Raw genomic sequence first — 26,866 nt, 5'->3', positions numbered from 1 at the left:
GAAGAAAGCATTCCAAGTTCTTGATTTGTATCGGATTTCCAACGGGCCCCCAAGGAGGCCAGTCACGGGAACAATGGCGTGTCGCCAACATTCCCGGGATCTCCGACATGTCGCAGCACCGAATCTTTCGCCGGCTGGCCGCGCTCTGGTCCACCGGCATTCTCGCAGCTTTTGCCGTCCAGCCGGTGGCCGCCCAGTCGGTCCGCGCCGAGACGGTCGCCGACGGCCTGGACCATCCCTGGGCCCTGGCCTTCCTGCCCGAGGGCCGCTACCTGGTCACCGAACGCCCGGGACGCATGCGCGTGGTGGAGTCCGACGGCAAGCTCGGGGCGGCGCTGGCCGGCGTGCCCGAGGTCGTGGCGCGCGGGCAGGCCGGCCTGCTGGACGTCGTGCTGGATTCGGGCTTCGCGCAGAACCGCACGCTCTTCTTCTGCTTTTCCGAGCCGGGCGAGGGCGGCAACAGCACCGCGCTGGCGCGGGCCCGGCTGGCGGGCGACAACCGCCGGCTGGAAGAAGTGAAGGTGATCTTCCGGCAGCAGCCCAAGGTGGCCAGCAATGCGCACTTCGGCTGCCGCATCGTCGAGGCCAAGGATGGCAACCTGTTCATGACGCTGGGCGAGCGCTTCTCGCGCAAGGAGGATGCGCAGCGCCTGGACAACCACCACGGCAAGGTCGTGCGCGTGGCCAAGGACGGCAGCGTGCCGCGCGACAACCCCTTCGTCGGCCGCACCGGGGCGCTGCCCGAGATCTGGAGCTACGGCCACCGCAACGGCCAGGGCGCGACGCTGGCGCCGGACGGCAGCCTGTGGATGCACGAGCATGGGCCGCAGGGCGGCGACGAGATCAACCAGCCGCGCGCCGGCCGCAACTACGGCTGGCCCGTCATCACCTATGGCGAGAACTATGGCGGCGGCCCCATAGGCGCGGGCATCACCGCGAAGGAAGGCATGGAGCAGCCGCTGCACTACTGGGTGCCTTCGATCGCGCCTTCGGGCATGGCCTTCCTGTCCAGCGACCGCTATGGCGCCGCGTGGCAGGGCAGCCTGTTCGTGGGTTCGCTGAAGTTCGGCTACCTGGACCGCATCGAGCTGGCCGACGGGAAGGTGCGCCGGGAGCAGCGCCTGCTGGAAGGGGTGGGGCGGGTGCGGGATGTGCGGCAGGGGCCGGACGGGCTGCTGTACATCCTCACCGACGAAGCGAACGGCAAGCTGGTTCGCGTGCGGCCCTAGGCCTTCACCAGCCCCTTGCGCACGGCATAGCGCGTGAGGCTGGCGATGTCGTTCAGGCGCAGCCGCTCCATGATCCGCGCCCGGTGCACGTCCACCGTCTTCGGGCTCAGGCCGAGCTCGAAGGCGATTTCCTTGGCCGACTTGCCTTGCGCGATCAGCGTCAGGATCTCGACCTGCCGCACCGTGAGTTCGTCGTCCACCGTCGGCTCGGAGGGCTGCAGCAGGCGCTGCGCCACCGCGGCGCTGAAGTAGCTGCCGGTGGCCATCACGCTGCGCAGGGCTTGTTCGAGCTCGAAGGGCGGCGCGTCCTTCATCAGGTAGCCGCAGGCGCCGTTGGCCACCGCGCGCTTGACGAAATCGACGGTGTCGTACATCGACAGCACCACCACCCGCACCTCGGGATAGCGGCTGTGGATTTCGGCGATGGCGGTGATGCCGTCCATGCCGGGCATGGAGATGTCGGTCATCACCACGTCGGGCTTCACCGTCTCCAGCAGCTGCAGCAGCTCGTTGCCGTTGCGCGCCTCGGCGATGACCTGGACGCCTTCCACCGTCGACAGCAAGGCCTTGATGCCCGATCGCACCAGGTCGTGGTCGTCCGCCAGCACCACCTGGATGCGGCCCCCCGTATTCGTGTTCTGCGCCATTTCGAGTTGTTCCTCCCCGTCTTCAGACCAGTGCCCGCACCGCGACGCCGCGGCCCGGCGCGGTGCGGATGTGCAGCCGGCCGCCGGCGAGTTCCGTTCTTTCGATCATGCCGTACAAGCCAATGTTCCTCTCGCTCTGCACGCCGTTGAGCACCTCGGCCTTGTCGAAGCCGGTTCCGTCGTCCAGCATCAGCACGCTGATCCGCTTGTCCGGCAGGAACCGCAGGCGCACGCGCACCCGCGAGGCGTCGGCATGCCGCACGGTGTTGGTCAGGGCTTCCTGCACCAGCCGCACGGCCACCGCCGCATTCTCCTCCAGTGTCTTCGGCTCCTCCCCGCGTGTGGTTACCTCCCAGTCCAGGCCGGCCGGTTCGGCGATGCGCTGCATCGCGGATTGCACCGCCGGCACCAGGCCCAGCAGGTCGAGCTGCGCGGGCCGCAGCGAGAACGAAAGCGTCTTCAATTGCTGCAGCGCGCCGTTCACCAGTTCCGCGGCGGTGTCGCTGTGGCGGGTGGCGGCTTCGGGCTCGGGGGCGCGCTGCGCCGCGTGCAGGTGGATCACCACCGCCGTCAGCGTCTGCCCGAGCTGGTCGTGCAGCTCGCGCGAGATCAGGGACCGCTCGCGCTCCTGGGCCAGCACGAAGCGCGCCGACAGCTCCTTCAGCCGCGCGTAGGCCGCCTGCAGTTCGGCGTCGACGCGCTCCTTCTCCTCGGCCCGGCGCCTTTCCTCCAGCACCCGGCCGATGATCTGGGGCAGGGTGCCCAGCTTGTCCTTGGTGAGGTAGTCCTTGGCGCCGCAGCGCAGCACGTGCACCGCGGCTTCCTCGCCGATGGCGCGCGTCAGGACGATCAGCGGAATGCCGCTGCGGCGGGTCACCAGGATCTGCAGCGCCGCATAGGGCGAGAAGCGCGGCAGGTTGAAGTCGCACAGGATGACGTCGTAGCTGCCCTGCAGGGCCTCGACGAAGCTGGCGGCGTTGTCGACGCGGTGCAGCTCGTAGCGCCGCGACGGGTCGGCCCGCTCGAGCGCGATGCTCATCAGCTCGACATCGTCGGGGTTGTCCTCGACGCAGAGCAGCCGGATGGGACGAAGGTCGGTGGCGGCGGCGCGGCTGGACATGGTGATGCGCTGTCGAGTGTAGCGGTGCAGGCGGCCGCGGCGTCAAGCCTGTTGCCTAAGTTGCGCTGGAATAATCGGGGCAAAGGAAAAAGCATGCTTCTCGACGTCGAAGAATCCCAGCTGGTGCTCGTTGACTACCAGCAACGCCTGATGCCCGCCATCCATGAGGGCGAAGCCGTGCTCGCCAATGCCGTGCGGCTGGCACGCATTGCGAAGCTGCTGCAAGTGCCGATCTGGGGCACCGAGGAGAACCCGGACGGCCTGGGCGACACGGTCGAGGCGCTGCAGCCGCACGTCGCCGGCCGGGTGATCGCCAAGATGGCCTTCGATGGCACCGAGGACCTGCTGCCCCGCCTGAAACCCGCGCCCAAGGCCCAGGGCGGCAACGCCCGCAGCCTGCCGAAGCACCTGCAGAAGGCCGCGCCGCAGGCGGCGCCCGGCCGCGAAAGCCTGGTGCTCGCCGGCTGCGAAGCCCACGTCTGCCTGCTGCAGACCGCACTGGGCCTGCTGGAGCAGGAACTGGAAGTCTGGGTGGTGACCGATGCCTGCGGCTCGCGCAGCGAGCGCAACCGCGATGCCGCCTTCGACCGCCTGGCCGGCGCGGGCGCCGAACTCGTGACGACCGAGATGGTGGCTTTCGAGTGGTTGCGCGATGCGGAACATCCCCGTTTCAAGGAAGTCTTGACCTTGCTCAAATAGGCGGGCGCGCGGCGTCAGGCTGCGGCAAGGCGCGTGGCCACAATGGCCCGCAGATGCGAGGAGACATTGCCATGCGCTACGCAGAGTTCCACCGCCGTTCGCTCGAGGAGCGCGACGCCTTCTGGGCCGAGCAGGCGAAACTGATCGACTGGAAGACGCCGCCGCAGCGCATCTGCGACCAGAGCGAGCCGCCCTTCGTGCGCTGGTTCGCCGGCGGCACCACCAACCTGTGCCACAACGCGGTGGACCGGCACCTGCGCGAGCGGCCCGACCAGCCGGCGCTGATCTACGTCTCCAGCGAAACGAGCCAGGAGAAAACCTACACCTTCCGCGAACTGCACCGGGAGGTGCAGAAGATGGCGGCGGTGCTGCAGTCGCTGGGCGCCACGCGCGGCAGCCGCGTGCTGATCTACATGCCGATGATCGCGGAAGCCGTGTTCGCCATGCTGGCCTGCGCGCGCCTGGGCGCCATCCACTCGGTGGTGTTCGGCGGCTTCGCCTCGGTGTCGCTCGCCTCCCGTATCGACGACTTCGCCCCCGGCATCGTCGTCAGCGCCGATGCCGGCTCCCGCGGCGGCAAGGTGGTGGCGTACAAGCCGCTGCTGGACGAAGCGATCCGCCTGGCCGGGCACAAGCCGCAGGCCGTGCTGCTCGTGGACCGCAACCTCGCGCCCATGGACCTGGTGGCCGGCCGCGACCACGACTGGGCGACGCTGGCCGACCGGCATGCGGACGCCGAAGTGCCTTGCGCCTGGCTGGACGCCACCGACACCAGCTACACGATCTACACCAGCGGCACCACCGGGCGGCCGAAAGGGGTGCAGCGCGACGTCGGCGGCTACGCGGTGGCGCTGGCCGCCAGCATGAAGCACATCTTCCTGGGCGAGCCGGGCGAGACCTACTTCTCCACCAGCGACATCGGCTGGGTCGTGGGCCACAGCTACATCGTGTACGGGCCGCTGATCGCGGGCATGGCGACCATCCTCTACGAGGGCCTGCCGATCCGGCCCGACGCCGGCATCTGGTGGAGCCTGGTCGAGAAGTACAAGGTGACCTCCATGTTCAGCGCGCCGACGGCGGTGCGCGTGCTGAAGAAGCAGGACCCGGCGTTCCTGAAGAAGTACAACCTGTCCAGCCTGAAGGCGCTGTTCCTCGCCGGCGAGCCGCTCGACGAGCCGACGGCGCGCTGGATCAGCGAGGGCCTGGGCGTGCCCATCATCGACAACTACTGGCAGACCGAGAGCGGCTGGCCGATCCTGACCATCGCCAATGGCGTGGAGCGGCAGGCCAGCAAGTTCGGCAGCCCCGGCGTGCCCATGTACGGCTTCGACGTCAAGATCGTGCACGAGACCACGGGCGAGGAACTCACTGAGCCCAACCAGAAAGGCGTGGTGGTGATCGCCGGGCCCACGCCGCCCGGCTTCATGCAGACCGTGTGGGGCGACGACCAGCGCTACGTGCAGACCTACTGGTCCAGCATTCCGGGCCGGCAGGTGTACAGCACCTTCGACTGGGGCATCCGCGACGAGGACGGCTACTTCTACATCCTGGGCCGCACCGACGACGTGATCAACGTGGCCGGCCACCGGCTGGGGACGCGCGAGATCGAGGAGAGCATTTCCAGCCACCCGAAGGTGGCGGAGGTCGCCGTGGTGGGCGTGGCCGATCCGCTGAAGGGCCAGGTGGCGATGGCGTTCTGCGTCGTGAAGGACGCGGCCAGCATCGCCGACGAGCCCGCGCGCCTGAAACTGGAGGGCGACATCATGAAGCTGGTCGACCAGCAGCTGGGCGCCGTCGCCCGGCCCGCCCGCGTGCGGTTCGTCACGCTGCTGCCCAAGACCCGCAGCGGCAAATTGCTGCGGCGGGCGATCCAGGCGGTGTGCGAAGGGCGCGATGCGGGTGACCTCACCACCATCGAGGACCCGACGGCGCTGCAGCAGATCAAGGACACCCTGCGCGGGTAAGCAGCCCATCCTTGGTGGTAACCCTGATTCGGTGGCACAATCGCCACCGCAACCCGGGACCTTCCCCCACAGTCGCATCCGCCAACCGGTCCAGCCGTGTCGCGGAAGGTAACTTAACCAGCTAAAAGTCTCCTCCAGGGAGACGGAAAGTAGCGGACAGGATGAGTGAGCAAAGCACCGTCTACACGGCGTACAACAGCAATTCGTACCTCTTCGGCGGCAACGCGCCGTATGTCGAGGAGATGTACGAGAACTACCTGGCCAACCCAGGCAGCGTTCCCGACAACTGGCGCGAATACTTCGACGCGCTGCAGAACGTTCCCGCCGTCGACGGCAGCAATGCCAAGGACGTCCCCCACCTTCCCGTCGTCAACGCCTTCGCCGAGCGCGCGAAGCAGGGCGGCACCAAGGTCGTGGTCGCGGCCGGCGGCGACACCGAACTGGCCCGCAAGGGCACGGCCGTCCAGCAGCTGATCGCCGCCTACCGCAACGTCGGCGCCCGCTGGGCCGACCTGGACCCGCTCAAGCGCGACGTCCGCGAGAACATCCCCGAGCTGGAGCCTTCCTTCTACGGCTTCAGCGACGCCGACCAGGAAACGGTGTTCAACACGAGCAACACCTTCTTCGGCAAGCAGAGCATGTCGCTGCGCGACCTGCTGAACGCCCTGCGCGAGACGTACTGCGGCACCATCGGCGCCGAGTTCATGTACATCAGCGACCAGAACCGCAAGCGCTGGTGGCAGCAGAAGCTGGAAGCGATCCGCTCCAAGCCGACCTTCGGCGCGGAGAAGAAGAAGCACATCCTCGACCGCCTGACCGCGGCCGAAGGCCTCGAGCGCTTCCTGCACACCAAGTACGTCGGCCAGAAGCGCTTCTCGCTCGAAGGCGGCGAGAGCTTCATTGCCTCGATGGACGAACTGATCCAGCAGGCCGGCGCCAAGGGCGTGCAGGAAATCGTGATCGGCATGGCCCACCGCGGCCGCCTGAACGTGCTGGTGAACACCCTGGGCAAGATGCCCAAGGACCTGTTCGCCGAGTTCGACCACAGCGCGCCGGAAGACCTGCCGGCCGGCGACGTGAAGTACCACCAGGGCTTCAGCTCGGACGTCAGCACCCCCGGCGGCCCGGTCCACCTGTCGCTGGCCTTCAACCCGTCGCACCTGGAAATCGTGAACCCGGTGGTCGAGGGCTCGGTGCGCGCCCGGATGGACCGCCGCGCCGACGAACTGGGCAAGCAGGTGCTGCCCGTGCTGGTGCACGGCGACGCCGCCATCGCCGGCCAGGGCGTGGTGCAGGAGACGCTGGCGCTGGCCGAAACCCGTGGCTACTACACGGGCGGCACGGTGCACATCGTCATCAACAACCAGATCGGCTTCACCACCTCCGACCCGCGCGACGCCCGCTCCACGCTGTACTGCACCGACATCGTCAAGATGATCGAGGCGCCGGTGCTGCACGTGAACGGCGACGACCCGGAAGCCGTGGTGCTCGCGACGCAGCTCGCGATCGAATACCGCATGGAGTTCAAGAAGGATGTCGTGGTCGACATCGTCTGCTTCCGCAAGCTGGGCCACAACGAGCAGGACACGCCCGCGCTGACCCAGCCGCTGATGTACAAGAAGATCGCCCAGCACCCGGGCACGCGCAAGCTGTACGCCGACAAGCTGGCCGCGCAGGGCATGGGCGACACGCTGGGCGACGACATGGTCAAGGGCTACCGCGCCGCCATGGACGCCGGCAAGCACACCGTGGACCCGGTGCTGTCCAACTTCAAGAGCAAGTACGCCGTCGACTGGGCGCCCTACCTGAACAGGAAGTGGACCGACGCCGCCGACACCGCCATCCCGCTGGCCGAGTGGAAGCGCCTGGCCGAGCGCATCACCACCGTGCCGGAGAACTTCACCGTGCACCCGCTGGTGAAGAAGGTGCTGGAAGACCGCGCCGCCATGGGCCGCGGCGAAGCCAACGTCGACTGGGGCATGGGCGAGCACATGGCCTACGCCTCGCTGGTCGCGTCGGGCTACCCGGTGCGCCTGTCGGGCGAGGACGTGGGCCGCGGCACCTTCGTGCACCGCCACGCCGTGCTGCACGACCAGAACCGCGAGAAGTGGGACGTCGGCACCTACGTGCCGCTGGAGAACGTGGCCGAGAACCAGGCCCCGTTCACCTGCATCGACTCCATCCTGTCGGAAGAGGCGGTGCTGGGCTTCGAATACGGCTACGCCTCCAACGACCCGCACACGCTGGTGATCTGGGAAGGCCAGTTCGGCGACTTCGTCAACGGCGCGCAGGTCGTCATCGACCAGTTCATCGCCTCCGGCGAAGTGAAGTGGGGCCGCGTCAACGGCATCACGCTGATGCTGCCGCACGGCTACGAAGGCCAGGGCCCCGAGCACAGCTCGGCGCGCCTGGAGCGCTTCATGCAGCTGTCGGCCGACACCAACATGCAGGTGGTGCAGCCGACGACCGCCAGCCAGATCTTCCACCTGCTGCGCCGCCAGATGATCCGCAACCTGCGCAAGCCGCTGGTCATCATGACGCCCAAGTCGCTGCTGCGGAACAAGGACGCGACCTCGCCGCTGTCGGAGTTCACCCGCGGCGCCTTCCAGACCGTGATCCCGGAAGACAAGGAACTGAAGGCCGACAAGGTCAAGCGCCTGATCGTGTGCTCGGGCAAGGTCTACTACGACCTGGCCAAGAAGCGCGAGGAGAAGGGCGCCGACGACGTGGCGATCATCCGCGTCGAACAGCTGTACCCCTTCCCGCACAAGGCCTTCGCCGCGGAGCTGAAGAAGTACCCGAACGCCGCCGACATAGTGTGGTGCCAGGACGAGCCGCAGAACCAGGGCGCCTGGTTCTTCATCCAGCACAACATCCACGAGAACATGCAGGAAGGGCAGAAGCTCGGTTATGCCGGCCGCGCCGCGTCCGCCTCGCCGGCGGTGGGCTATTCGCACCTGCACGTCGAGCAGCAGAAGGCGCTGGTCGATGCGGCCTTTGCCAAGCTCAAGGGCTTCGTTCTCACCAAATAGGTTGCTTCGTCCTTCCCGCGGAGGCGGGAATCCAGGGCGCCCTGGATCCCCGCCTTCGCGGGGATGACGACTGTTCCAGAACACTGAAAGAATTCAAATGGCTATCGTTGACGTGAAGGTCCCGCAACTGTCCGAGTCGGTTGCAGAAGCGACCCTGCTGCAGTGGAAGAAGAAGCCCGGCGAAGCCGTGGCGATCGATGAGATCCTGGTCGAGATCGAGACCGACAAGGTGGTCCTCGAAGTGCCGGCGCCCAGCGCGGGCGTGCTGGCCGAGATCGTGCAGGCCGACGGTGCCACCGTCACCGCCGACCAGGTGATCGCCAAGATCGACAGCGAAGGCAAGGCCGCGGCCGGTGCGCCCGCTGCCGCCGCTGCCCCGGCCCCCGCCGCCGCGGCTCCCGCCCAGGCCGCGCCTGCTGCCGGCGGCTCCAAGTCCGGCGTCGCCATGCCGGCCGCCGCCAAGCTGATGGCCGACAACAACCTGGCTGCCGGTTCCGTGCCGGGCACCGGCCGCGACGGCCGCGTGACCAAGGGTGACGTGCTGGGCGCCGTCGCCGGTGGCGGCGCCGCCAAGGTGGCCGCGCCCGTGCCGGTGGCGGCCGCTCCCAAGGCCAACCTGCCGCAAGTGGCCGCGCCGGTCAGCGCGCCCGACCTGGGCGACCGTCCCGAGCAGCGCGTGCCGATGTCGCGCCTGCGCGCGCGCGTCGCCGAGCGCCTGCTGCAGTCGCAGTCGACCAACGCCATCCTGACCACGTTCAACGAAGTGAACATGGCGCCGGTGATGGAGATGCGCAAGCGCTTCCAGGAGAAGTTCGAGAAGGAACACGGCGTCAAGATCGGCTTCATGTCCTTCTTCGTGAAGGCCGCCGTGCACGCGCTGAAGAAGTACCCGGTGCTGAACGCCTCGGTCGACGGCAACGACATCGTCTACCACGGCTACTTCGACATCGGCATCGCCGTCGGTTCGCCGCGCGGCCTGGTGGTGCCCATCCTGCGCAACGCCGACCAGATGTCGTTCGCCGACATCGAGAAGAAGATCGCCGAATACGGCCAGAAGGCGCGCGACGGCAAGCTGGGCATCGAGGAGATGACGGGCGGCACCTTCTCCATCTCCAACGGCGGCGTGTTCGGCTCGATGCTGTCCACCCCCATCATCAACCCGCCGCAGTCGGCCATCCTGGGCGTGCACGCCACCAAGGACCGCGCGGTGGTGGAGAACGGCCAGATCGTGGTCCGCCCGATGAACTACCTGGCGATGTCCTACGACCACCGCATCATCGACGGCCGCGAAGCCGTGCTGGGCCTGGTGGCGATGAAGGAAGCGCTGGAAGATCCGGCCCGCCTGCTGTTCGATATCTGACAAACCATGTCATTGCGGGCTTGACCCGCAATCCAGCTCCCGTGGTTGATCGATCGCCGGGGCTGGATCCCGGGTCAAGCCCGGGATGACAACCAGAAGGCAAGATCCATGAGCAAACAATTCGACGTGATCGTCATCGGCGGCGGTCCCGGCGGCTACATCGCCGCCATCCGCGCGGCGCAGCTGGGTTTCAACACCGCCTGCATCGACGAGTGGAAGAACGACAAGGGCGGACCGGCCCCGGGCGGCACCTGCACCAACGTGGGCTGCATCCCGTCCAAGGCGCTGCTGCAGTCCTCGGAACACTACGAGCACGCCGGCAAGCACTTCGCCGACCACGGCATCGAGGTCAAGGGCCTGGGCCTGGACGTCGCGAAGATGCTGGGCCGCAAGGACGCCGTCGTGAAGCAGAACAACGACGGCATCCTCTACCTGTTCAAGAAGAACAAGATCGCCTTCTTCCACGGCCGCGGCTCCTTCGCCAAGGCGGGCGGCGAAGGCTACGAGATCCAGGTCGGCGAAGAGACCCTGGTGGGCAAGCACGTGATCGTGGCGACGGGCTCCAACGCCCGCGCACTGCCCGGCGTGCCTTTCGACGAGCAGAACGTGCTGTCGAACGACGGCGCGCTGCGCATCCAGTCCGTGCCGAAGAAGCTGGTACTGATCGGCTCCGGCGTGATCGGCCTGGAAATGGGCTCCGTGTGGCGCCGCCTCGGTGCCGAAGTGACGGTGCTGGAAGCGCTGCCCACCTTCCTGGGCGCGGTCGACGAGCAGATCGCCAAGGAAGCCAAGAAGGCCTTCGACAAGCAGGGCCTGAAGATCGAGCTGGGCGTGAAGGTGGGCGAAGTGGTGAACGGCAAGGCCGGCGTCACCGTCAACTACAGCAACGCCAAGGGCGAGGCGCAGAAGATCGAAGCCGACAAGCTGATCGTCTCGATCGGCCGCGTGCCCAACACCATCGGCCTGAATCCGGAAGCCGTCGGCCTCAAGCTGGACGAGCGCGGTGCGATCGTGGTCGACGAGCTGTGCAAGACCAACCTGCCCAACGTGTGGGCGGTGGGCGACGTCGTGCGCGGCCCGATGCTGGCGCACAAGGCGGAAGAAGAGGGCGTGGCGGTGGCCGAGCGCATCGCCGGCCAGCATGGCCACGTCAACTTCAACACCATCCCCTGGGTGATCTACACGAGCCCCGAGATCGCGTGGGTGGGCCAGACCGAGCAGCAGCTCAAGGCGGCCGGCGTGCAGTACAAGGCCGGCACCTTCCCCTTCCTGGCCAACGGCCGCGCGCGGGCACTGGGCGACACCACCGGCATGGTCAAGTTCCTGGCCGACGCCAAGACCGACGAGATCCTCGGCGTGCACATCGTCGGCCCGATGGCCAGCGAGCTGATCTCCGAAGCCGTGGTCGCGATGGAGTTCAAGGCCTCCGCGGAAGACATCGCGCGCATCTGCCATGCGCACCCGTCTCTGTCCGAAGCGACCAAGGAAGCGGCACTCGCGGTCGACAAGCGCACGCTGAACTTCTAAAGTGCCCAGCGTCCGCGAAGTCTACGAAGCGGAACTCGCGGCGCGGGGCTACCAGAGCGACCCCGCGCAGCTGCGCGGCGTCGAGGCGCTGGAGCGCTGCGCCGCCGAATGGGCGGAGTACAAGGAGCAGCGCTCCAACTTCTTCAAGAAGCTGGTGAACCGCCCCGACATCCCGCGCGGCGTCTACATGTACGGCGGGGTGGGGCGCGGCAAGAGCTTCCTGATGGACTGCTTCTACCAGGCGGTTCCCATCGTGCGCAAGACGCGCCTGCACTTCCACGAGTTCATGCGCGAGGTGCACCGCGAACTCGCCGAGCTGCAGGGCACCGTCAACCCCTTGGACGAACTGGGCGAGCGCATGGCCAGGCGCTACCGCCTGATCTGCTTCGACGAGTTCCACGTCGCCGACATCACCGACGCGATGATCCTGCACCGCCTGCTGGACGCGCTGTTCGACAACGGCGTGGGCTTCGTCACCACCTCCAACTTCCGGCCCGACGACCTCTATCCCAACGGCCTGCACCGCGACCGCATCCTGCCGGCCATCGCGCTGCTGAACGAGAAGCTGGAAGTGATCAGCGTCGACAACGGCACCGATTACCGCCGGCGCACGATGGAGCAGGTGCGCCTGTACCACTCGCCGCTCGGTCCGCAGGCCGACGCCGAGATGAACGAGGCCTTCAGCCGGCTGGCCGAGACGCACGACGACGAAGACCCGGTGCTGCACATCGAGCAGCGCGAGATCCGGGCGCGGCGCAAGGCCGGGGGCGTGGTCTGGTTCGACTTCCGCACCCTGTGCGGCGGCCCGCGCTCGCAGAACGACTACCTGGAGATCGCCACGCAGTTCCACACCGTGCTGCTGAGCGACGTGCCGAAAATGTCCGCCCGGCTGGCCTCGGAAGCACGCAGGTTTACCTGGCTGGTGGACGTCCTTTACGATCGCCGGGTCAAATTGATCCTGTCGGCGGAGGTGCCGCCGGAGGCGTTGTATACCGAAGGCCCGCTGGCCCACGAATTCCCGCGCACTGTGTCCCGCCTCACCGAAATGCAGTCCGCCGAATTCCTGGCCCTGGAACACCGTACCGTCGACACCCGCATCACATGAAGTCCTTCCTTGCCTGCGCGCTGCTGCTTGCCGCGACCGTGCCTGCCTTTGCGCAGGTCTCGGACGAGGAGGCGCACGAGTTGAAGGAGCGCGACCGCATCAAGCGCGAGAAGGCGATCATCGAGGAGCGCTTCCGCGTCGAGGAGCACGCCTGCCGCCAGAAGTTCGCGGTCAACGACTGCGTCAACAGTGCCAAGCGCAGCCGCAGCGCCGACCTGGGGGAGCTGCGCAAGCAGGAACTCGCGATCAACGATGCCGAGCGCAAGCGCCGCGCCGAGCAGCGCCGCCGCGAACTGGAAGAGCGCCAGTCGGCCGAGCGCCAGCAGGAGGCCGCCGAGCGGCGCGCGCGGGCGCTGAAGGAAGCCGAGGAGCGGCAGCAGCGCTTCGACGAGAAGGCGGCCAAACGCGCCGCCGAACAGGGCGAGAAGGCGGCGCATCCCGCGCCGGCGCCGAAGGCGGCCAAGTCCGGCACCGTGGAGCCACAAGGCAAGCCGCGCGCCTCGCGCGCCTTCAATGCGCCGCAACCGGGCGCCGGCAAGGCGGCGGAGAACCGGGCGCGGTTCGAGGCCAACCAGAAGGAAGCGGCGGCGCACAAGGCCGCCGTGGCCGAACGCGCCGCGAAGCGCACCAAGCCGCCGGCTTCGGCCTTGCCCGTTCCGGCGAATTGAGCTTGGCGGGGGCCGCCCCCGCTCAGCTCCCCAGCGGCTCCAGCTTGACGATCACCAGCGACAGGTTGTCGCCGCCACCATGCGCGCGCGAGCGCGCCTTCTCGATCAGGAACTCGGTCGCCTCGCGCGGGGAGAGGGACGACAGCACCGATCCGAGCTCCTCCGGATTGAAGTAGTGCCACACGCCGTCGCTGCAGGCCATCAGCGTGTCGCCGGGCCGCAGTTCCGCGATGTGGTGGATGTCGGCCGGCGGGTCTTCCTCCGCGCCCAGGCAGCCCATGAGGATGTTGGACTGCGGATGCACGTTGGCTTCTTCCTCGGTCAGCTCGCCGCGGTCCACCAGCGTCTGCACGTAGGAGTGGTCCATGGTGCGCTTCACCAGGCGGTTGCTGTGGAAGTGGTAGATGCGCGAGTCGCCGGCATGCACCCAGAAGCACTCGCCATTGGGGTTGATGATGAAGGCGGCGATCGTGCTGTGCGGCTCCTGCTCCGAGGAGATCGCCGTGAGCTTGATGACGAGGTGCGACTCCTGCACCATCTGCTTCAGCACGGCCGGCGCGTCGTCGTGGTCCGGCGAATAGCGCTCGAACAGCTGCTTGCACGTCATCATGACCTGGTCGCTCGCCTTGCGGCCGCCGCTGCGCCCGCCCATGCCGTCGGCCACCACGCCGAGGAGGCAGCCGTTCAGGCGCGGATGCGAGATCAGCGCGATCTGGTCCTGCTGGTATTCGCGGTCACCCTTGTGGATGCCGGTGGAGGCGGTGAGACGGTAGCCTTTGCTGGTCATGGGCGGAGTGTAGGGGCTTCCGCACTGGCGTCCGCTCGAAAAATGCCTGCGAAAGACGTATTATCGAACGATCCCGCCGCGGCGCACGCCTGTTACCTTGGACTCCAACCTGCATTCCCCCGAGCGGCGCCTGATCGAGCTGCGCATGGAGCATGCCGACCTCGACGCCCTGATCGACCGCACCAGCGAGCAAAGCCCCACCGACGAACTGATGATGCGTCGCCTGAAGAAGCGCCGGCTGGCGCTGCGTGACGAAATCGCGCGGCTGGAACTCGCGCTCGATCCCAAAGAACCCGCCTGATGACCGAGTCCGCAGTGGCGTGGCCCGGAAGCGACGCCGACCCGGGCGTGCCCGAGCCGTTGGTCCCCGGACGCCTCGTCGACCTCGCGCGCGAAGCCTTCGTGCCGGGGGGCGTGCTCTCGCGCGCCGCCGAAGCCTTCCGCCCCCGCCACGGCCAGACCGAGATGGCGCTGGCCGTCGCGCGCACCATCGAAGAGGGCGGGGCGCTGGTGGTCGAAGCGGGCACCGGTGTCGGCAAGACTTTCTCCTATCTCGTGCCCGCCCTCCTGAGCGGCGAGCGCGTGCTGCTCTCCACCGCCACCAAGACCCTGCAGGACCAGCTGTTCGGCCGCGACCTGCCGCGCCTCGCGCAGGCGCTGGGGCTGCCGGTGAAGATGGCGCTGTTGAAGGGCCGTGGCAGCTACCTCTGCCCGCATCGCCTGGACCTGGCGCGCCAGGACACCTCGCTGCCCGATCGCACCGCGCTGCGCACCCTGGCCAAGGTGGAAGACTGGGCGCGCACCACGCGCACCGGCGACCTCGCGGAGATGCCGGGGCTGGACGAGCGTTCGCCCTTGATCCCGCTGATCACCTCCACGCGCGACAACTGCCTGGGCTCCGAGTGCCCCAAGTTCCACGCCTGCCACGTCAATGCGGCGCGCCGCAATGCGCTGGCGGCCGACGTGGTCGTGATCAACCACCACCTGTTCTTCGCCGACCTCGCGGTGCGCGAGTCCGGCATGGCGGAACTGCTGCCCACGGTACGCGTCGTGGTGTTCGACGAGGCGCACCAGCTCAATGAAACCGGCGTGCAGTTCCTCGGCAAGCAGGTCGGCACGCACCAGGTGCTGGACTTCGCGCGCGACCTGCTGGGCGCCGGCTTGCAGCTGGCCCGCGGCCTGGTCGACTGGCAGATGCTCGCGGGCAACGTCGAACGTGCCGCGCGCGACCTGCGGCTGGTGGTGGGCCGTGCGCCTCCGGGCAGCCGGCTGCGCTGGACGGAGATCGCGCCGGAAGGCGTGCTCGAAGGCCATTGGACCGATGCCCTGGAGCAGCTCGAGGGCGCCCTCGACAAGGCGGCCGAAGGGCTCGCCACGGTCAGTGAAATCGCGCCGGACTTCGTGCGCCTGCACGAGCGCGCGCTGAAGCTCGCATCGGCGCTGCATTCCTTCGGCGCCGAAGCGGCCCTGGGTTGCGTGCGCTGGGTCGATGTGGGCAACGCGCTGCGCCTGGTGGAGTCGCCGCTGGACATCGCCGAAGCGGTGCAGCAGAAGCTGCTCAAGTCCGGCAGCGAGGACGAAGCCGCCCATCGCCGCAGCTGGATCTTCACCTCGGCGACGCTGGGCGACGACAGCCGCCTGAGCTGGTTCACCGAGCCCTGCGGCCTCGGCAGCGCGGACATCCTCAAGGTCGCGAGCCCATTCGACTATCCGGCGCAGGCTGCGCTCTACGTGCCGCGCCGCATGCCCAAGCCGAACGACCCGGGGCACAGCGCCGCCGTCGCATTGCTGGCGCAGCAGGCCGCGCGGCGCCTGGGCGGCCGCACCATGGTGCTGACGACGACGCTGCGCGCGCTGCGCGCCATCGGCGAGCAGCTGCAGGCGCGCTTTGCCGGCGGCATGGAGCTCGAAGTGCTGGTGCAGGGCCAGTGGCCGAAGCGGCGGCTGATCGAGCGCTTCCGCGAGGGCGCGGCAGATGGACGTCCAGGCTGCGTGCTGGTGGCGTCGGCTTCGTTCTGGGAAGGCATCGACGTGCCGGGCGACGCGCTGGAGCTGGTGATCATCGACAAGCTGCCGTTTCCGCCACCGGGCGACCCGCTGGTGGAAGCGCGCAGCCAGCGGCTGGAGCTGCAGGGGCGCAGCCCTTTCAACGACTATTCGGTGCCGGAGGCCGCGGTGGCCTTGAAGCAGGGCGCCGGCCGCCTCATTCGCCGCGAGACGGACCGCGGCCTGCTGGTGGTGTGCGACACGCGGCTCGCGACCATGGCCTATGGCCGGCGGCTGCTGGCCGCGCTGCCGCCGATGCGGCGGCTGGAGAGCGAAGAAGACTTCGAGGAAGCGCTGAAGTCGTTCGAGCGCTGAGGGCCGCCGACCGTCATCCCCGCGCAGGCGGGGATCCAGCGCTTCCAAAAACAAAGTGCCCGCGGCGCGGGCACTCTTCAAGGCTCTGGATTCCCGCCTGCGCGGGAATGACGGGGAGCTACCAGATCTTCCACCACGGGTCGCTCGCCGTGCGGCGGCCCTTGGTGACGTACTCGCCGGCCGGATAGTTCTTCTCCAGCACCCGCTTGGCGTCGTCGCGCAGCTGCGTCATGCCCAGCGCGTCGTAGGACTTCATCAGGATGAACAGCGCCTCTTCCAGCGCCGGCACGTCGCGGTAGTCGGCCAGGGCCGCCTGGGCGCGGTTGATCGCGGCCACGTAGGCGCCGCGGCCGTAGTAGTAGCGCGCCACGTGCACTTCGTACTGCGCCAGCGAGTTGACGATGTACTGCATGCGCGAGCGCGCATCGGGCGTGTAGCGCGACTCGGGGAAGCGCGTCACCAGTTCCTTGAAGGCCTCGAAGGACTCCTTGGCCGCCTTCTGGTCCCGCTCCGACAGGTCCTGGCGCGCCACGAAGTTCAGCGTGCCGAGGTTGTCGTTGAAGTTGGTGATGCCCTTGAGGTACAGCGCGTAGTCGTACGCGGGGCTGGCCGGGTGCAGCTTCATGAAGCGGTCCAGCGTGGCCTGGGCCTGGGCGGCGTCGTTGGCCTTGTACTGCGCGTAGGCGCGTTCCAGCTGGGCCTGCTGCGCCAGCGGCGTGCCGGCGGCGCGGCCTTCCAGCTTCTCGTACAGCGGGATCGCCTTGTCGTAGGCGCCCGCGTTCATTTCGTCCTTGGCCTCGGCGTAGAGCTTGTTGGCGCTCCAGTTCTCGGTCCGGTCGGCTTCCTTGCTGGCGCAGCCGGCCAGCACGGCAAGCGCGAGGAGGGCGGGGACCATCGATAATTTGGCTGGAACAAGCACGCGCAACTCTCTTCTGATAGGGCCGAACCATTATATCGACCGACCCCCAGGATCCCGCCCACGACGAACTCGATGCCGAGCCCGGCGCCGAGGCGGAAACCCGTCCGTTCACCGTTCCCCCCGGCCTGCACGGGCAGCGGCTGGACCGCGCGCTCGCCTTGCTGGTGCCGGAATTTTCCCGCAGCTACCTGGTGCAGCTGCTCGACGCGGGCGCGGTCAGGCTCGAAGGCGCCACGGCCACCAAAGCCTCGCACAAGGTGCGGGCGGGCGACGCCGGCAGCATCGAGCTGCGCCCCACGCCGCAGAGCCAGGCCTTCCTGCCGGAGGACATCCCGTTGCAGGTGGTGCACGAGGACGAGCACCTGCTGGTGATCGCCAAGCCCGCGGGCCTGGTCGTGCATCCGGCGCCCGGCAACTGGAGCGGCACGCTGCTCAACGCGCTGCTGGGGCGCGACGTCGCGGCCCGCTCGCTGCCGCGCGCCGGCATCGTGCACCGCCTCGACAAGGACACCAGCGGCCTGATGCTGGTGGCGCGCACCCGCACCGCGATGGACCGGCTGGTGGCGATGATCGCGGCGCGCGAGGTCACGCGCCAGTACCTCGCGCTGGCGCACCGGCCCTGGGAAGGCGCGGCGCGCCGCCGCATCGACGCGCACATCGGCCGCGACCCGCGCAACCGGCTGCGCATGGCCGTCGTCGACTCCCACCATCCGGGCAAGCCGGCGGCGACCGTCGCCGAATTGCTGGAGAACTGCGCCCAGGGCTGCGCGGTCCGCTGTACGCTGGAGACGGGCCGCACCCACCAGATCCGCGTGCACCTCGCGCACATCGGCCATCCGCTGGTGGCCGACCCGACCTACGGCGGGGCGCCGGCCGCCGGACTGCAGCGGCAGGCGCTGCATGCCTTCCAACTGGCGCTGGCCCACCCCGTGACCGGCGCGCCGCTGGCCTTCCACGCCCCGCTGCCCGAGGACTTGCGGCAGGCGTGGTCCGCCTGGGGGCTGCGTTACAATGAAGCGGCCTGGCTTCCTGGCCAGCCCGCAGCGGCGCCCTGATCGGCGCGCCCAGCCCCGACCCAAGCAGCGCCACCAAGGCGCCTCCAACACAAGACCATGAATACGGCGGATGCCCGGCGCGTCCTCGAAACCGCGCTGATCTGCACGCAGCAGCCCTTGCAAGTGCGCGAGCTGCGGGTGCTCTTCAACGACGAACTCGGCACGGACACCATCAAGGACCTGCTGGGCCAGCTCCAGGACGAGTGGTCCCAGCGCGGGGTGGAACTGGTGTGCGTGGCGAGCGGCTGGCGCTTCCAGAGCCGGCCCGAGATGCGCGAATACCTCGACCGCCTGCATCCCGAGAAGCCGCCGCGCTACAGCCGCGCCGCGCTCGAGACGCTGGCCATCATCGCGTATCGCCAGCCGGTGACGCGCGGCGACATGGAAGACATCCGCGGCGTCACCATCAACACGCAGATCCTCAAGCAGCTCGAGGACCGCGGCTGGGTCGAGGTGATCGGCCACCGCGAGGCCGTGGGCCGCCCCGGGCTGTACGCCACCACGCGCCAGTTCCTGGACGACCTGGGCATCGCCTCGCTCGACCAGCTGCCCGAACTGACCAATCCGGCCCAGCAGGCCGAAGTGTTCAGCGCGCTCGAAGAAAGCATGGCCGCCCAGCCGGCGCTGCCCATGGCCGGCGGCGGCGACACCACCGGCGAGCTCCCGCTGGAGGCGCCGGCGGAAGAGCCTGTGGCCGCAGAGGCCGCACCCGAAGAGCCTGCACCCGAAGATCACGGCCCGGCCGCCAACGATGAAGCCCAGCCCCAGCCGTCCAACGCTTCCGCTCCGGATGGCGGCGACGACGAAGATGCGGCGCAAGCCGTCGAGACCTGAAGCATGAACGACTCCACCGACGGCGCGCGCCGCCCTCCCGAAGAACCCGCCGGGGACGAACAGGACCCGCGCGCGCAGCAGCTGCCGGACGCCGACGAGGACCTGGGCGACGATGATGCGGACGAGGGCGACGACGAGCCCTCCGGCGCGCCCGGACGCGGCCCCCGCCGCGAGCGCGTCGCGGCCCCGCCGCCGGCCCCGCCCGTGCGCTTCGAGGACGTCGTCAGCGGCCAGTTCGACGCCGCCGAAGAGGCGCCCGAGGCCGGCCTCGCCAAGCGCGTGCTGTCGCCGCAGGCCGATTCGCCCAAGCTGCACAAGGTGCTGGCCCAGGCCGGCCTCGGTTCGCGGCTCGAGATGGAGCAGCTGATCATGGAAGGGCGGATCTCGGTCAACAACGAGCCCGCCCACATCGGCCAGCGGATCCAGTTCGGCGATTCGATCAAGGTCAACGGCAAGCCGATCCGCGTGCGCATCGCGCCGCCGCCGGCGCGCGTCATCGCGTACCACAAGCCCGTGGGCGAGGTCGTCACGCACGACGACCCGCAGAACCGGCCCACGGTGTTCCGCAAGCTGCCCAAGCTGCCGCAGGGCAAGTGGCAGTCGGTCGGGCGCCTCGACCTGAACACCGAAGGCCTGCTGCTGTTCACCAACTCCGGCGAACTGGCCAACCGGCTCATGCATCCGCGCTTCGGCCTGGAGCGTGAATATGCCGTGCGCGTGCTGGGCGCGCTGAACGCCGAAGAGCGCCAGAAGCTGCTCGATGGGGTCCAGCTGGACGACGGCCAGGGCCAGTTCGGATCGATCGAAGAGGGCGGCGGCGAGGGCTCCAACGTCTGGTACCGCGTCACCATCAACGAAGGCCGGCACCGCGAGGTGCGCCGGCTGTTCGAGGCGGTGGGCCATGCGGTCAGCCGCCTCATCCGCATCCGCTACGGCGCCATGGTGCTGCCGCGCGGCCTCAAGCGCGGCGCCTTCATGGAACTGGACGAGCGCGACATCGGCGCGCTGACCCATGCGGTGGGCGCGCCCGGGCTGGCGCGGCCGCAGCAGCCGCGCGGCGAGGGCGAGCCAGGGCGCGGCGGCGGACGCAACAAGCGCCGCGGCAACACGCGGGGCGACGGCCCGCGTCCGCAGGGCGGGCCGGCGCCGCGCGACCGCGGCGGTTTTCCCAACCAGGGCCAGGGGCAAGGGCAGGGCCAGGGCCGCCGCAACAAGGGCGGTGGCGGTGGCGGCGGAGGTGGCGGCGATCGCGCCCCGGGCGGCAACCAGCCCGATCCCATGAAGACATCGCTGGGCTACATCGGCCACGACAGCTTCAATCGCCAGCGCCGCGGCCCCGGGCCCAGCGGTGGCGGCGGGGGTGGCGGCGGCGGTGGTGGCCGCGGCGGCCCGCGCGGCGGCGGCAGGGGCGGCGGCGGTCGCGGCCGCTAGTACCCACAGCACGGCGCCGCCGTGCTTGCCCGGTTAGAATTGCGGGCTTTGCCGAACTTTCTGCTTCCGGCAAAACCCTAAAACATCAAGCTCAGGAAACGACATGGCTATCGAACGCACCCTCTCCATCATCAAGCCCGACGCCGTGGCGAAGAACGTGATCGGCCAGATCTATGCGCGCTTCGAAGCCGCCGGCCTGAAGGTCATCGCCGCCCGCATGGCGCACCTGTCGCGCGGTGAAGCCGAGCAGTTCTATGCCGTCCACAAGGAGCGTCCCTTCTTCAAGGACCTGGTCGAGTTCATGATCTCCGGCCCCGTGATGATCCAGGTGCTGGAAGGCGAAGGCGCGATCCTGAAGAACCGCGACCTGATGGGCGCCACCGACCCCAAGAAGGCCGCTCCCGGCACCATCCGCGCCGACTTTGCCGACAGCATCGACGCCAACGCCGTGCACGGCTCCGACGCCGCCGAGACCGCGAAGAACGAAGTCGCCTTCTTCTTCCCGGCGATGAACATCTACTCGCGCTGAAGATGAGATGACGGCCAACCTTCTGGATTTCGACCTCGAGGGTCTGGCCGCCTATTGCGCCTCGCTGGGTGAAAAGCGCTTCCGCGCCACCCAGCTGTTCCGCTGGATCCACCAGAAGGGCGCCCGCGATTTCAGCCAGATGACCGACCTGGCCAAGTCGCTGCGGGACAAGCTCCAGGGGGCCGCCCACATCACGGGGCTGCCCGTCCTCACCCAGCACGAATCCGCCGACGGCACCATCAAGTGGCTGTTCGACGTCGGCAACGGCGACGCCGTCGAGGCCGTGTTCATCCCCGAGGACGACCGCGGCACGCTGTGCATCTCCTCGCAGGCCGGCTGCGCCGTCGGCTGCCGCTTCTGCTCCACCGGGCACCAGGGCTTCTCGCGCAACCTCACCACCGGCGAGATCCTCGCCCAGCTCTGGTTTGCCGAGCATTTCCTGCGCGCGCACCTGAAGACCAACGGCGAACGCGTCATCTCCAACGTGGTGATGATGGGCATGGGCGAGCCGCTGCAGAACTATTCGGCGTTGGTGCCGGCGTTGCGCGTGATGCTGGACGACCACGGCTACGGGCTGTCCCGCCGGCGCGTCACGGTCTCCACCTCCGGCGTCGTGCCGATGATGGACCGCCTCGGCGAGGACGTGCCGGTGGCGCTGGCCGTCTCGCTGCACGCGCCCAACGACGAATTGCGCGACAAGCTGGTGCCCCTGAACAAGAAGTACCCGCTGGCCGAACTGCTGGACGCGTGCAACCGCTACCTGGCGCACGCGCCGCGCGACTTCATCACCTTCGAGTACTGCATGCTCGATGGCGTGAACGACCAGCCGGAGCACGCGCGCCAGCTGGTGGAGCTGGTGCGCCACCACGGCGGGCAGGGCGTGTCCTGCAAGCTGAACCTGATTCCCTTCAACCCGTTCCCCGCCTCCGGGCTGGTGCGTTCGCCGCAACAGCAGGTCCAGGCTTTCGCGAAAATCCTGAGTGATGCTGGTATCGTCACGACCGTGCGCAAGACGCGCGGCGACGACATCGATGCGGCCTGCGGCCAGCTGGCCGGCGACGTGAAGGACCGCACCCGCGTCGGCACGCGCATCGCGCAACAACGCACGGTGATGCTGAAGCCGCTCCCGGTGGAGGCCGCGCCCAAGGAGGCAAGGGGAACATGAGAACAGGCATGGCGGGGTTGGGGCGCCTGCGCGCGGGTGGCCTTCTGGCCGCCGCGGCGGCGTCGGTGCTGCTGGGGCTGGCGGGCTGCGCCACGCAGCAGTCGGAACGGGGCGGCGCGAGCGAAATGGTGACGCCCGCCGACGACAGCGAGGCCCGCAAGCGCGCGCGCATCCGGCTCGAACTGGCTTCCGGCTACTTCGAGGAGGGCAAGGTGGAGATCGCGCTGGACGAGCTCAAGCAGGTCATCGCCATCGATCCCAGCTTCTCCGACGCGTACAACATGCGCGGCCTGATCTACATGCGCCTGGGCGACAACCGCCAGGCCGAAGACAGCTTCCGCCGCGCGCTGGCCCTGAACCCGCGCGACCCCGATGCGCTGCACAACTACGGCTGGCTGCAATGCCAGCAGGCGCGCTACCCCGAATCGTTCCGCTCCTTCGAGGCGGCGCTCGCCAACCCGATCTACGCCGGCCGCTCCAAGAGCATGATGCTGCTGGGCCTGTGCCAGGCCCGCGCCGGCCTCAAGCCCGAAGCCGAAGCCACGCTGGCGCGCGCCTACGAGCTCGACGCCGGCAACCCCATCATCGGCTACAACCTCGCGCAGCTGCTGTACCAGCGCGGCGACTACAACCGCGCGCAGTTCTACATCCGCCGCCTGAACAACAGCGACCTGGCCAATGCCGAAACGCTGTGGCTGGGCGTCAAGGTCGAACAGCGCATGAACGACAAGGTGGCGATGGACCAGCTGGGCGACCAGCTGCGCAAGCGCTTCCCGCAATCGAAGGAACGCCAGTCGTTCGACCGGGGGGCCTTCAATGAGTGAGGGCGGGGAGGCCGTGGAAGGAAGCGCAGCGTCGGCCGGAACGCTGCTGCGCGAGGCCCGCGAAGCCGCCGGCCTGCATGTCGCGACGCTTGCCGCCAACCTCAAGGTGCCGGTGCGCAAGCTCGAGGCGCTGGAAGAGGACCGCTACGACCAGCTCGGGGATGCCGTGTTCATCCGCGCGCTGGCCTCGAGCGTGTGCCGCACGCTCAAGATCGACCCGCAGCCGGTGCTGGAGCGCCTGCCGCAGACCGCCCGCCCGCGCCTGATCCAGGACGACGACGGCATCAACGCGCCTTTCCGCGCGCCTGGCGACGGTCCCGCGCCGGGGCTGCCGCAGCAAGTGTCACGCCCCGTGGCGCTGATCGTGGTGGCGTTGCTGCTGGCCGCCGTGGTGCTGATCTTCCTGCCGAAGCGCGACGACGAAGCCGCCAGCGCAGGCCCCGCCAAGACGGGCGAGCCGGCCTTCCCGCCGGGCGCGCCGGTCGAGATCCATCCACCCGCGGAAACGGCACCGGCCGCCGCCGCGCCCGCATCGGCGCCTGCCGCCGTGGCCAGTGCGCCCGCCGCGGTCGCCGCCGCTCCGGCGGCGCCAGCCTCCCTGGCCCTGCGCCCGGCGTCCGCCGTGCCGTCGCTGGCGGCGCCTGCCGCTCCGGCGGTGCCCGCACCCGCCGCTGCCGCATCCGCCATCGCCGCGGCGGCGACGCCTGCCGCCTCCGCCGCCAGTGCGGCCGCCAGCGCCGCGGCCATCGCGGCCAAGGGCGTCGTCACCTTCCGCACCCGCGGCAATTCCTGGATCCAGGTGACCGACGCCGCCGGCACGACGGTGTTCCGCAAGCTGATGGGCCCCGGCGACGTCGCCGGCGCGAGCGGCACGCTGCCGCTGGCCGTCACCATCGGCAGCGTGGAGCAGACCGAGGTGCAGGTGCGCGGCAAGCCGTTCAACCTGGGACCCGTGTCGCGCGACAACGTGGCCCGCTTCGAAGTCAAGTGAGTTCGTGATGACCGCCCCCTGCCTGCCCGTCGAACCCGCCGCGCCCGCGGCCCGCCGCTCCGTCCAGGCCCGCGTGGCCTGGGGGTCGCGCGTGGTCACGGTCGGCGGCGACGCGCCGGTGCGGGTGCAGTCCATGACCAACACCGACACCGTCGATGCCATCGGCACGGCGATCCAGGTGAAGGAGCTCGCGCTGGCCGGTTCCGAGCTGGTGCGCATCACGGTCAACACGCCCGAGGCGGCGCAGCAGGTCCCGTACATCCGCGAGCAGCTCGATCGCATGGGCATCGACGTCCCGCTGATCGGCGACTTCCACTACAACGGCCACCGCCTGCTGACCGATTACCCTGACTGCGCGCAGGCGCTGTCCAAGTACCGCATCAACCCCGGCAACGTGGGCAAGGGCGACAAGAAGGACCGCCAGTTCGCGCAGATGATCGAAGCGGCCCTCAAGTGGGACAAGCCGGTGCGCATCGGCGTCAACTGGGGCAGCCTCGACCAGGAACTGCTCGCGCAGCTGATGGACGAGAACGCGCTGCGCGCCACGCCCTGGGACGCGAAGTCCGTGATGTACGAGGCGCTGATCACCTCCGCCATCACGTCGGCCCGGCTCGCCGAGGAACTGGGCATGCGCCACGAGCAGGTGCTCCTCTCGTGCAAGGTGAGCGGCGTGCAGGACCTGATCTCCGTCTACCGCGAACTGGCGCGCCGCTGCGACTACCCGCTGCACCTGGGCCTGACCGAGGCCGGCATGGGCACCAAGGGCACGGTCGCCTCGTCGGTCGCCATGGGCATCCTGCTGCAGGAAGGCATAGGCGACACGATCCGCGTCTCGCTCACGCCGCAGCCGGGCGAATCGCGCACGCAGGAAGTCGTGATCGCCTCCGAGATCCTGCAGGCCCTGGGCCTGCGCAGCTTCGTGCCGAGCGTCACCGCCTGCCCGGGCTGCGGCCGCACCACCAGCACCACCTTCCAGGAGCTGGCCAAGCAGATCGACGACTACCTGCGCGCGCAGATGCCGGTGTGGCGCGCCAAGTACCCCGGGGTGGAGAAGATGAAGGTGGCCGTGATGGGCTGCATCGTCAACGGCCCCGGCGAGAGCAAGCACGCCGACATCGGCATCAGCCTGCCCGGGACGGGCGAGGCGCCGGCCGCGCCGGTCTTCATCGACGGCCAGAAGGCCCTCACCTTGCGCGGCGAGAACATCGCCACCGAGTTCCACCAGATCGTCGAGAACTACATCGAGAAGCGCTTCGGTCAAGTCACCGAACACGCCTAAAGGCGACAGAAAAATGGCCGAGAAATTGAATGCCGTCAAAGGCATGAACGACATCCTGCCCGCGAGCGTCGATCGCAAGGAGGTGCTCCCGCGCTCGGCGACCTGGCAGTGGTTCGACGACGTCGTGCGGCGCGTGATGGCGCGCTACGGCTACCAGTACATCGTGACGCCGGTGGTCGAGCCGACGGCGCTGTTCGTGCGCGGCCTGGGCGAGGTCACCGACATCGTCGAGAAGGAGATGTACTCCTTCACCGATTCCATGAACGGCGACAAGCTCACGCTGCGGCCCGAAGCCACGGCGGGCATCGTGCGCGCCGTGGTCGAACACAACGCGCTCTACAACGGGCCCTTGCGCATCTGGACCGCCGGGCCGATGTTCCGGCACGAGCGGCCGCAGAAGGGCCGCTACCGCCAGTTCCACCAGCTGGACGTCGAGGCGCTCGGCTACGGCGGCCCCGATGTCGATGCCGAGCTGATCCTGATGGGCCGCGCGCTCTGGCGCGAGCTGGGGCTCCTCGAAGGGCAGCACTACCGGCTGGAAATCAACACGCTGGGCGAGGCCGAGGAGCGCCGCGCCCACCGCGCCGCGCTGGTGGCCCACTTCGAGGCCAACCTCGACGTGCTGGACAGCGAGGCCAGGCAGCGCATGCACAGCAACCCGCTGCGCATCCTCGACACCAAGAACCCGGCGATGCAGGCAATGGTGGAAGCCGCGCCCAAGCTGCTCGATTTCCTGGGCGACGCATCGCGCGCCCACTTCGATGCGCTGCGCGCGCTGCTGGATGCGGCGGGCCAGCCCTACCGCATCAACCCGCGCCTGGTGCGCGGGATGGACTACTACAACCGCACCGTGTTCGAGTGGACCACCGACCACCTGGGCTCGCAGGGCACGATCTGCGGCGGCGGCCGCTACGACGGCCTGATCGCGCAGATGGGCGGCAAGGCGGCCCCGGCCATCGGCTTCGGCCTGGGCATCGAGCGCCTGCTGCTGCTGGTGCAGGAGCTGGGCCTGCAGCCGCCGCGCGACGCGCTGGCCGCCTACTGCATCGTGCCTTCGGAGTCAGCCGTGACGCCCGCCCTGTCGCTCGTCGAAGCGCTGCGCGCCACGGGCCTGCAGGTGACGATGCACGCCGGCGGCGGTTCGTTCAAGAACCAGATGAAGAAGGCCGACGCCAGCGGGGCGCGCTTCGCGTTGATCCTCGGCGAGGACGAACTGGCGCACGGCCAGGTCATGGTGAAGAACCTGACCGACGGGCAGCAGGCGCTCCAGCCGCTGGCCAATCCGCAGTCCTGGGCCCCGTCCCTCAAAGCCTAACTACAATCGCCCGCAAACTGGGCAA

23 protein-coding genes are annotated in these 26,866 nt (G+C 68.9%); 19 read left to right on the top strand and 4 right to left on the bottom strand.

Features of this window, described 5'->3' with window-relative positions; genetic code table 11:
* Positions 1-107: 107 nt before the first annotated feature.
* Complete coding sequence (locus LZ009_RS13080) at positions 108-1,229, top strand: PQQ-dependent sugar dehydrogenase (RefSeq protein ID WP_275698372.1); 1,122 nt, start codon at positions 108-110, stop codon at positions 1,227-1,229.
* Here the strand turns inward: LZ009_RS13080 and LZ009_RS13075 are convergent.
* Together LZ009_RS13075 and LZ009_RS13070 are read right to left on the bottom strand one after the other, a co-directional pair.
* Positions 1,226-1,876 carry a response regulator transcription factor gene (locus tag LZ009_RS13075; RefSeq protein WP_275698371.1) on the bottom strand — a complete coding sequence of 217 codons (651 nt, stop codon included), beginning with the start codon at positions 1,874-1,876 and terminating at the stop codon, positions 1,226-1,228. The genes LZ009_RS13080 and LZ009_RS13075 overlap by 4 nt on opposite strands.
* A 22-nt stretch (positions 1,877-1,898) precedes the next feature.
* Complete coding sequence (locus LZ009_RS13070) at positions 1,899-2,996, bottom strand: ATP-binding response regulator (protein ID WP_275698370.1); 1,098 nt, start codon at positions 2,994-2,996, stop codon at positions 1,899-1,901.
* A 93-nt stretch (positions 2,997-3,089) separates the two neighbouring features.
* On the opposite strand from LZ009_RS13070, the gene LZ009_RS13065 reads away from it, so the two are divergent.
* The 7 genes from LZ009_RS13065 to LZ009_RS13035 all read left to right on the top strand — a co-directional run bounded on the left by LZ009_RS13065 (position 3,090) and on the right by LZ009_RS13035 (position 13,351).
* Positions 3,090-3,695 (top strand): isochorismatase family protein, encoded by a 606-nt coding sequence (locus tag LZ009_RS13065; RefSeq protein ID WP_275698369.1) that lies wholly within the window; start codon positions 3,090-3,092, stop codon positions 3,693-3,695.
* Between the two features lie 71 nt (positions 3,696-3,766).
* Positions 3,767-5,659 carry a propionate--CoA ligase gene (locus LZ009_RS13060; protein ID WP_275698368.1) on the top strand — a complete coding sequence of 631 codons (1,893 nt, stop codon included), beginning with the start codon at positions 3,767-3,769 and terminating at the stop codon, positions 5,657-5,659.
* A gap of 161 nt (positions 5,660-5,820) precedes the next feature.
* Positions 5,821-8,691, top strand: a complete 2,871-nt coding sequence (locus tag LZ009_RS13055; RefSeq protein WP_275698367.1) for a 2-oxoglutarate dehydrogenase E1 component — start codon at positions 5,821-5,823, stop codon at positions 8,689-8,691.
* A gap of 97 nt (positions 8,692-8,788) precedes the next feature.
* Positions 8,789-10,051 carry a 2-oxoglutarate dehydrogenase complex dihydrolipoyllysine-residue succinyltransferase gene (gene odhB / locus LZ009_RS13050; RefSeq protein WP_275698366.1) on the top strand — a complete coding sequence of 421 codons (1,263 nt, stop codon included), beginning with the start codon at positions 8,789-8,791 and terminating at the stop codon, positions 10,049-10,051.
* Between the two features lie 108 nt (positions 10,052-10,159).
* Positions 10,160-11,578: a dihydrolipoyl dehydrogenase gene (gene lpdA, locus LZ009_RS13045; RefSeq protein WP_275698365.1), complete on the top strand. Its 1,419-nt coding sequence runs from the start codon at positions 10,160-10,162 to the stop codon at positions 11,576-11,578.
* 1 nt (position 11,579) lies between these two features.
* A complete protein-coding gene (zapE, locus tag LZ009_RS13040; RefSeq protein ID WP_275698364.1) occupies positions 11,580-12,683 on the top strand; it encodes a cell division protein ZapE in 1,104 nt (367 codons plus the stop codon).
* Positions 12,680-13,351 carry a hypothetical protein gene (locus tag LZ009_RS13035; RefSeq protein ID WP_275698363.1) on the top strand — a complete coding sequence of 224 codons (672 nt, stop codon included), beginning with the start codon at positions 12,680-12,682 and terminating at the stop codon, positions 13,349-13,351. Before zapE ends, LZ009_RS13035 begins: the two co-directional genes overlap by 4 nt.
* A 22-nt stretch (positions 13,352-13,373) precedes the next feature.
* Here the strand turns inward: LZ009_RS13035 and LZ009_RS13030 are convergent, their stop codons facing one another.
* Complete coding sequence (locus LZ009_RS13030) at positions 13,374-14,138, bottom strand: PP2C family protein-serine/threonine phosphatase (RefSeq protein ID WP_275698362.1); 765 nt, start codon at positions 14,136-14,138, stop codon at positions 13,374-13,376.
* A gap of 97 nt (positions 14,139-14,235) precedes the next feature.
* Here LZ009_RS13030 and LZ009_RS13025 point away from each other — a divergent pair, with 97 nt between their 5' ends.
* Both LZ009_RS13025 and yoaA read left to right on the top strand, forming a co-directional pair.
* A complete protein-coding gene (locus tag LZ009_RS13025) occupies positions 14,236-14,439 on the top strand; it encodes a YdcH family protein (protein WP_275698361.1) in 204 nt (67 codons plus the stop codon).
* Positions 14,439-16,499, top strand: a complete 2,061-nt coding sequence (yoaA, locus tag LZ009_RS13020; protein ID WP_275698360.1) for a DNA repair helicase YoaA — start codon at positions 14,439-14,441, stop codon at positions 16,497-16,499. Before LZ009_RS13025 ends, yoaA begins: the two co-directional genes overlap by 1 nt.
* A 118-nt stretch (positions 16,500-16,617) precedes the next feature.
* Here the strand turns inward: yoaA and LZ009_RS13015 are convergent, their stop codons facing one another.
* Complete coding sequence (locus tag LZ009_RS13015; RefSeq protein WP_275698359.1) at positions 16,618-17,394, bottom strand: outer membrane protein assembly factor BamD; 777 nt, start codon at positions 17,392-17,394, stop codon at positions 16,618-16,620.
* A gap of 53 nt (positions 17,395-17,447) precedes the next feature.
* Between LZ009_RS13015 and LZ009_RS13010 the strand changes: the two genes are divergently transcribed.
* From LZ009_RS13010 to hisS, 9 genes are all read left to right on the top strand, one after another.
* Positions 17,448-18,473 (top strand): RluA family pseudouridine synthase, encoded by a 1,026-nt coding sequence (locus LZ009_RS13010; protein ID WP_430300340.1) that lies wholly within the window; start codon positions 17,448-17,450, stop codon positions 18,471-18,473.
* A 57-nt stretch (positions 18,474-18,530) separates the two neighbouring features.
* Entirely contained in the window at positions 18,531-19,307 is a 777-nt protein-coding gene (scpB, locus tag LZ009_RS13005; RefSeq protein ID WP_275698358.1) for an SMC-Scp complex subunit ScpB, read from the top strand.
* A 3-nt stretch (positions 19,308-19,310) separates the two neighbouring features.
* A complete protein-coding gene (locus LZ009_RS13000; protein ID WP_275698357.1) occupies positions 19,311-20,738 on the top strand; it encodes a pseudouridine synthase in 1,428 nt (475 codons plus the stop codon).
* A gap of 103 nt (positions 20,739-20,841) precedes the next feature.
* On the top strand, positions 20,842-21,267 hold the full coding sequence (ndk, locus tag LZ009_RS12995; RefSeq protein ID WP_275698356.1) for a nucleoside-diphosphate kinase: 426 nt from the start codon (positions 20,842-20,844) through the stop codon (positions 21,265-21,267).
* Positions 21,268-21,274: 7 nt separating this feature from the next.
* Positions 21,275-22,432 carry a dual-specificity RNA methyltransferase RlmN gene (gene rlmN / locus LZ009_RS12990; protein ID WP_275698355.1) on the top strand — a complete coding sequence of 386 codons (1,158 nt, stop codon included), beginning with the start codon at positions 21,275-21,277 and terminating at the stop codon, positions 22,430-22,432.
* Positions 22,429-23,256, top strand: a complete 828-nt coding sequence (gene pilW, locus LZ009_RS12985; RefSeq protein WP_275698354.1) for a type IV pilus biogenesis/stability protein PilW — start codon at positions 22,429-22,431, stop codon at positions 23,254-23,256. The genes rlmN and pilW overlap by 4 nt, the downstream gene beginning before the upstream one ends.
* A 13-nt stretch (positions 23,257-23,269) precedes the next feature.
* Positions 23,270-24,247: a helix-turn-helix domain-containing protein gene (locus LZ009_RS12980; RefSeq protein ID WP_275698353.1), complete on the top strand. Its 978-nt coding sequence runs from the start codon at positions 23,270-23,272 to the stop codon at positions 24,245-24,247.
* A gap of 7 nt (positions 24,248-24,254) precedes the next feature.
* Positions 24,255-25,526 (top strand): flavodoxin-dependent (E)-4-hydroxy-3-methylbut-2-enyl-diphosphate synthase, encoded by a 1,272-nt coding sequence (ispG, locus tag LZ009_RS12975; RefSeq protein ID WP_275698352.1) that lies wholly within the window; start codon positions 24,255-24,257, stop codon positions 25,524-25,526.
* 13 nt (positions 25,527-25,539) lie between these two features.
* The gene (gene hisS, locus LZ009_RS12970; protein WP_275698351.1) at positions 25,540-26,841 is read left to right on the top strand and encodes a histidine--tRNA ligase; all 1,302 of its coding nucleotides are present in this window, start codon (positions 25,540-25,542) and stop codon (positions 26,839-26,841) included.
* Positions 26,842-26,866: the final 25 nt, after the last annotated feature.

Origin of the sequence: Ramlibacter paludis, assembly GCF_022012305.1 — a bacterium.
Classification (GTDB): domain Bacteria; phylum Pseudomonadota; class Gammaproteobacteria; order Burkholderiales; family Burkholderiaceae_C; genus Ramlibacter; species Ramlibacter paludis.
Note: the sequence above shows the minus strand (reverse complement) of the source record. Positions and strands in the feature narration are given on the sequence as shown.

What these genes read in the sequence shown, in the direction of transcription:
- LZ009_RS13000 (WP_275698357.1), top strand. Translation starts at nt 19,311, where the DNA reads ATGAACGACTCCACCGACGGCGCGCGCCGCCCTCCCGAAGAACCCGCC.
- rlmN (WP_275698355.1), top strand. Translation starts at nt 21,275, where the DNA reads ATGACGGCCAACCTTCTGGATTTCGACCTCGAGGGTCTGGCCGCCTAT.
- yoaA (WP_275698360.1), top strand. Translation starts at nt 14,439, where the DNA reads ATGACCGAGTCCGCAGTGGCGTGGCCCGGAAGCGACGCCGACCCGGGC.
- hisS (WP_275698351.1), top strand. Translation starts at nt 25,540, where the DNA reads ATGGCCGAGAAATTGAATGCCGTCAAAGGCATGAACGACATCCTGCCC.
- ispG (WP_275698352.1), top strand. Translation starts at nt 24,255, where the DNA reads ATGACCGCCCCCTGCCTGCCCGTCGAACCCGCCGCGCCCGCGGCCCGC.
- LZ009_RS13075 (WP_275698371.1), bottom strand. Translation starts at nt 1,876, where the DNA reads ATGGCGCAGAACACGAATACGGGGGGCCGCATCCAGGTGGTGCTGGCG.
- LZ009_RS13080 (WP_275698372.1), top strand. Translation starts at nt 108, where the DNA reads ATGTCGCAGCACCGAATCTTTCGCCGGCTGGCCGCGCTCTGGTCCACC.
- odhB (WP_275698366.1), top strand. Translation starts at nt 8,789, where the DNA reads ATGGCTATCGTTGACGTGAAGGTCCCGCAACTGTCCGAGTCGGTTGCA.
- pilW (WP_275698354.1), top strand. Translation starts at nt 22,429, where the DNA reads ATGAGAACAGGCATGGCGGGGTTGGGGCGCCTGCGCGCGGGTGGCCTT.
- LZ009_RS13055 (WP_275698367.1), top strand. Translation starts at nt 5,821, where the DNA reads ATGAGTGAGCAAAGCACCGTCTACACGGCGTACAACAGCAATTCGTAC.
- LZ009_RS13030 (WP_275698362.1), bottom strand. Translation starts at nt 14,138, where the DNA reads ATGACCAGCAAAGGCTACCGTCTCACCGCCTCCACCGGCATCCACAAG.
- lpdA (WP_275698365.1), top strand. Translation starts at nt 10,160, where the DNA reads ATGAGCAAACAATTCGACGTGATCGTCATCGGCGGCGGTCCCGGCGGC.
- LZ009_RS13035 (WP_275698363.1), top strand. Translation starts at nt 12,680, where the DNA reads ATGAAGTCCTTCCTTGCCTGCGCGCTGCTGCTTGCCGCGACCGTGCCT.
- scpB (WP_275698358.1), top strand. Translation starts at nt 18,531, where the DNA reads ATGAATACGGCGGATGCCCGGCGCGTCCTCGAAACCGCGCTGATCTGC.
- LZ009_RS13070 (WP_275698370.1), bottom strand. Translation starts at nt 2,996, where the DNA reads ATGTCCAGCCGCGCCGCCGCCACCGACCTTCGTCCCATCCGGCTGCTC.
- ndk (WP_275698356.1), top strand. Translation starts at nt 20,842, where the DNA reads ATGGCTATCGAACGCACCCTCTCCATCATCAAGCCCGACGCCGTGGCG.
- LZ009_RS13065 (WP_275698369.1), top strand. Translation starts at nt 3,090, where the DNA reads ATGCTTCTCGACGTCGAAGAATCCCAGCTGGTGCTCGTTGACTACCAG.
- LZ009_RS13015 (WP_275698359.1), bottom strand. Translation starts at nt 17,394, where the DNA reads ATGGTCCCCGCCCTCCTCGCGCTTGCCGTGCTGGCCGGCTGCGCCAGC.
- LZ009_RS13060 (WP_275698368.1), top strand. Translation starts at nt 3,767, where the DNA reads ATGCGCTACGCAGAGTTCCACCGCCGTTCGCTCGAGGAGCGCGACGCC.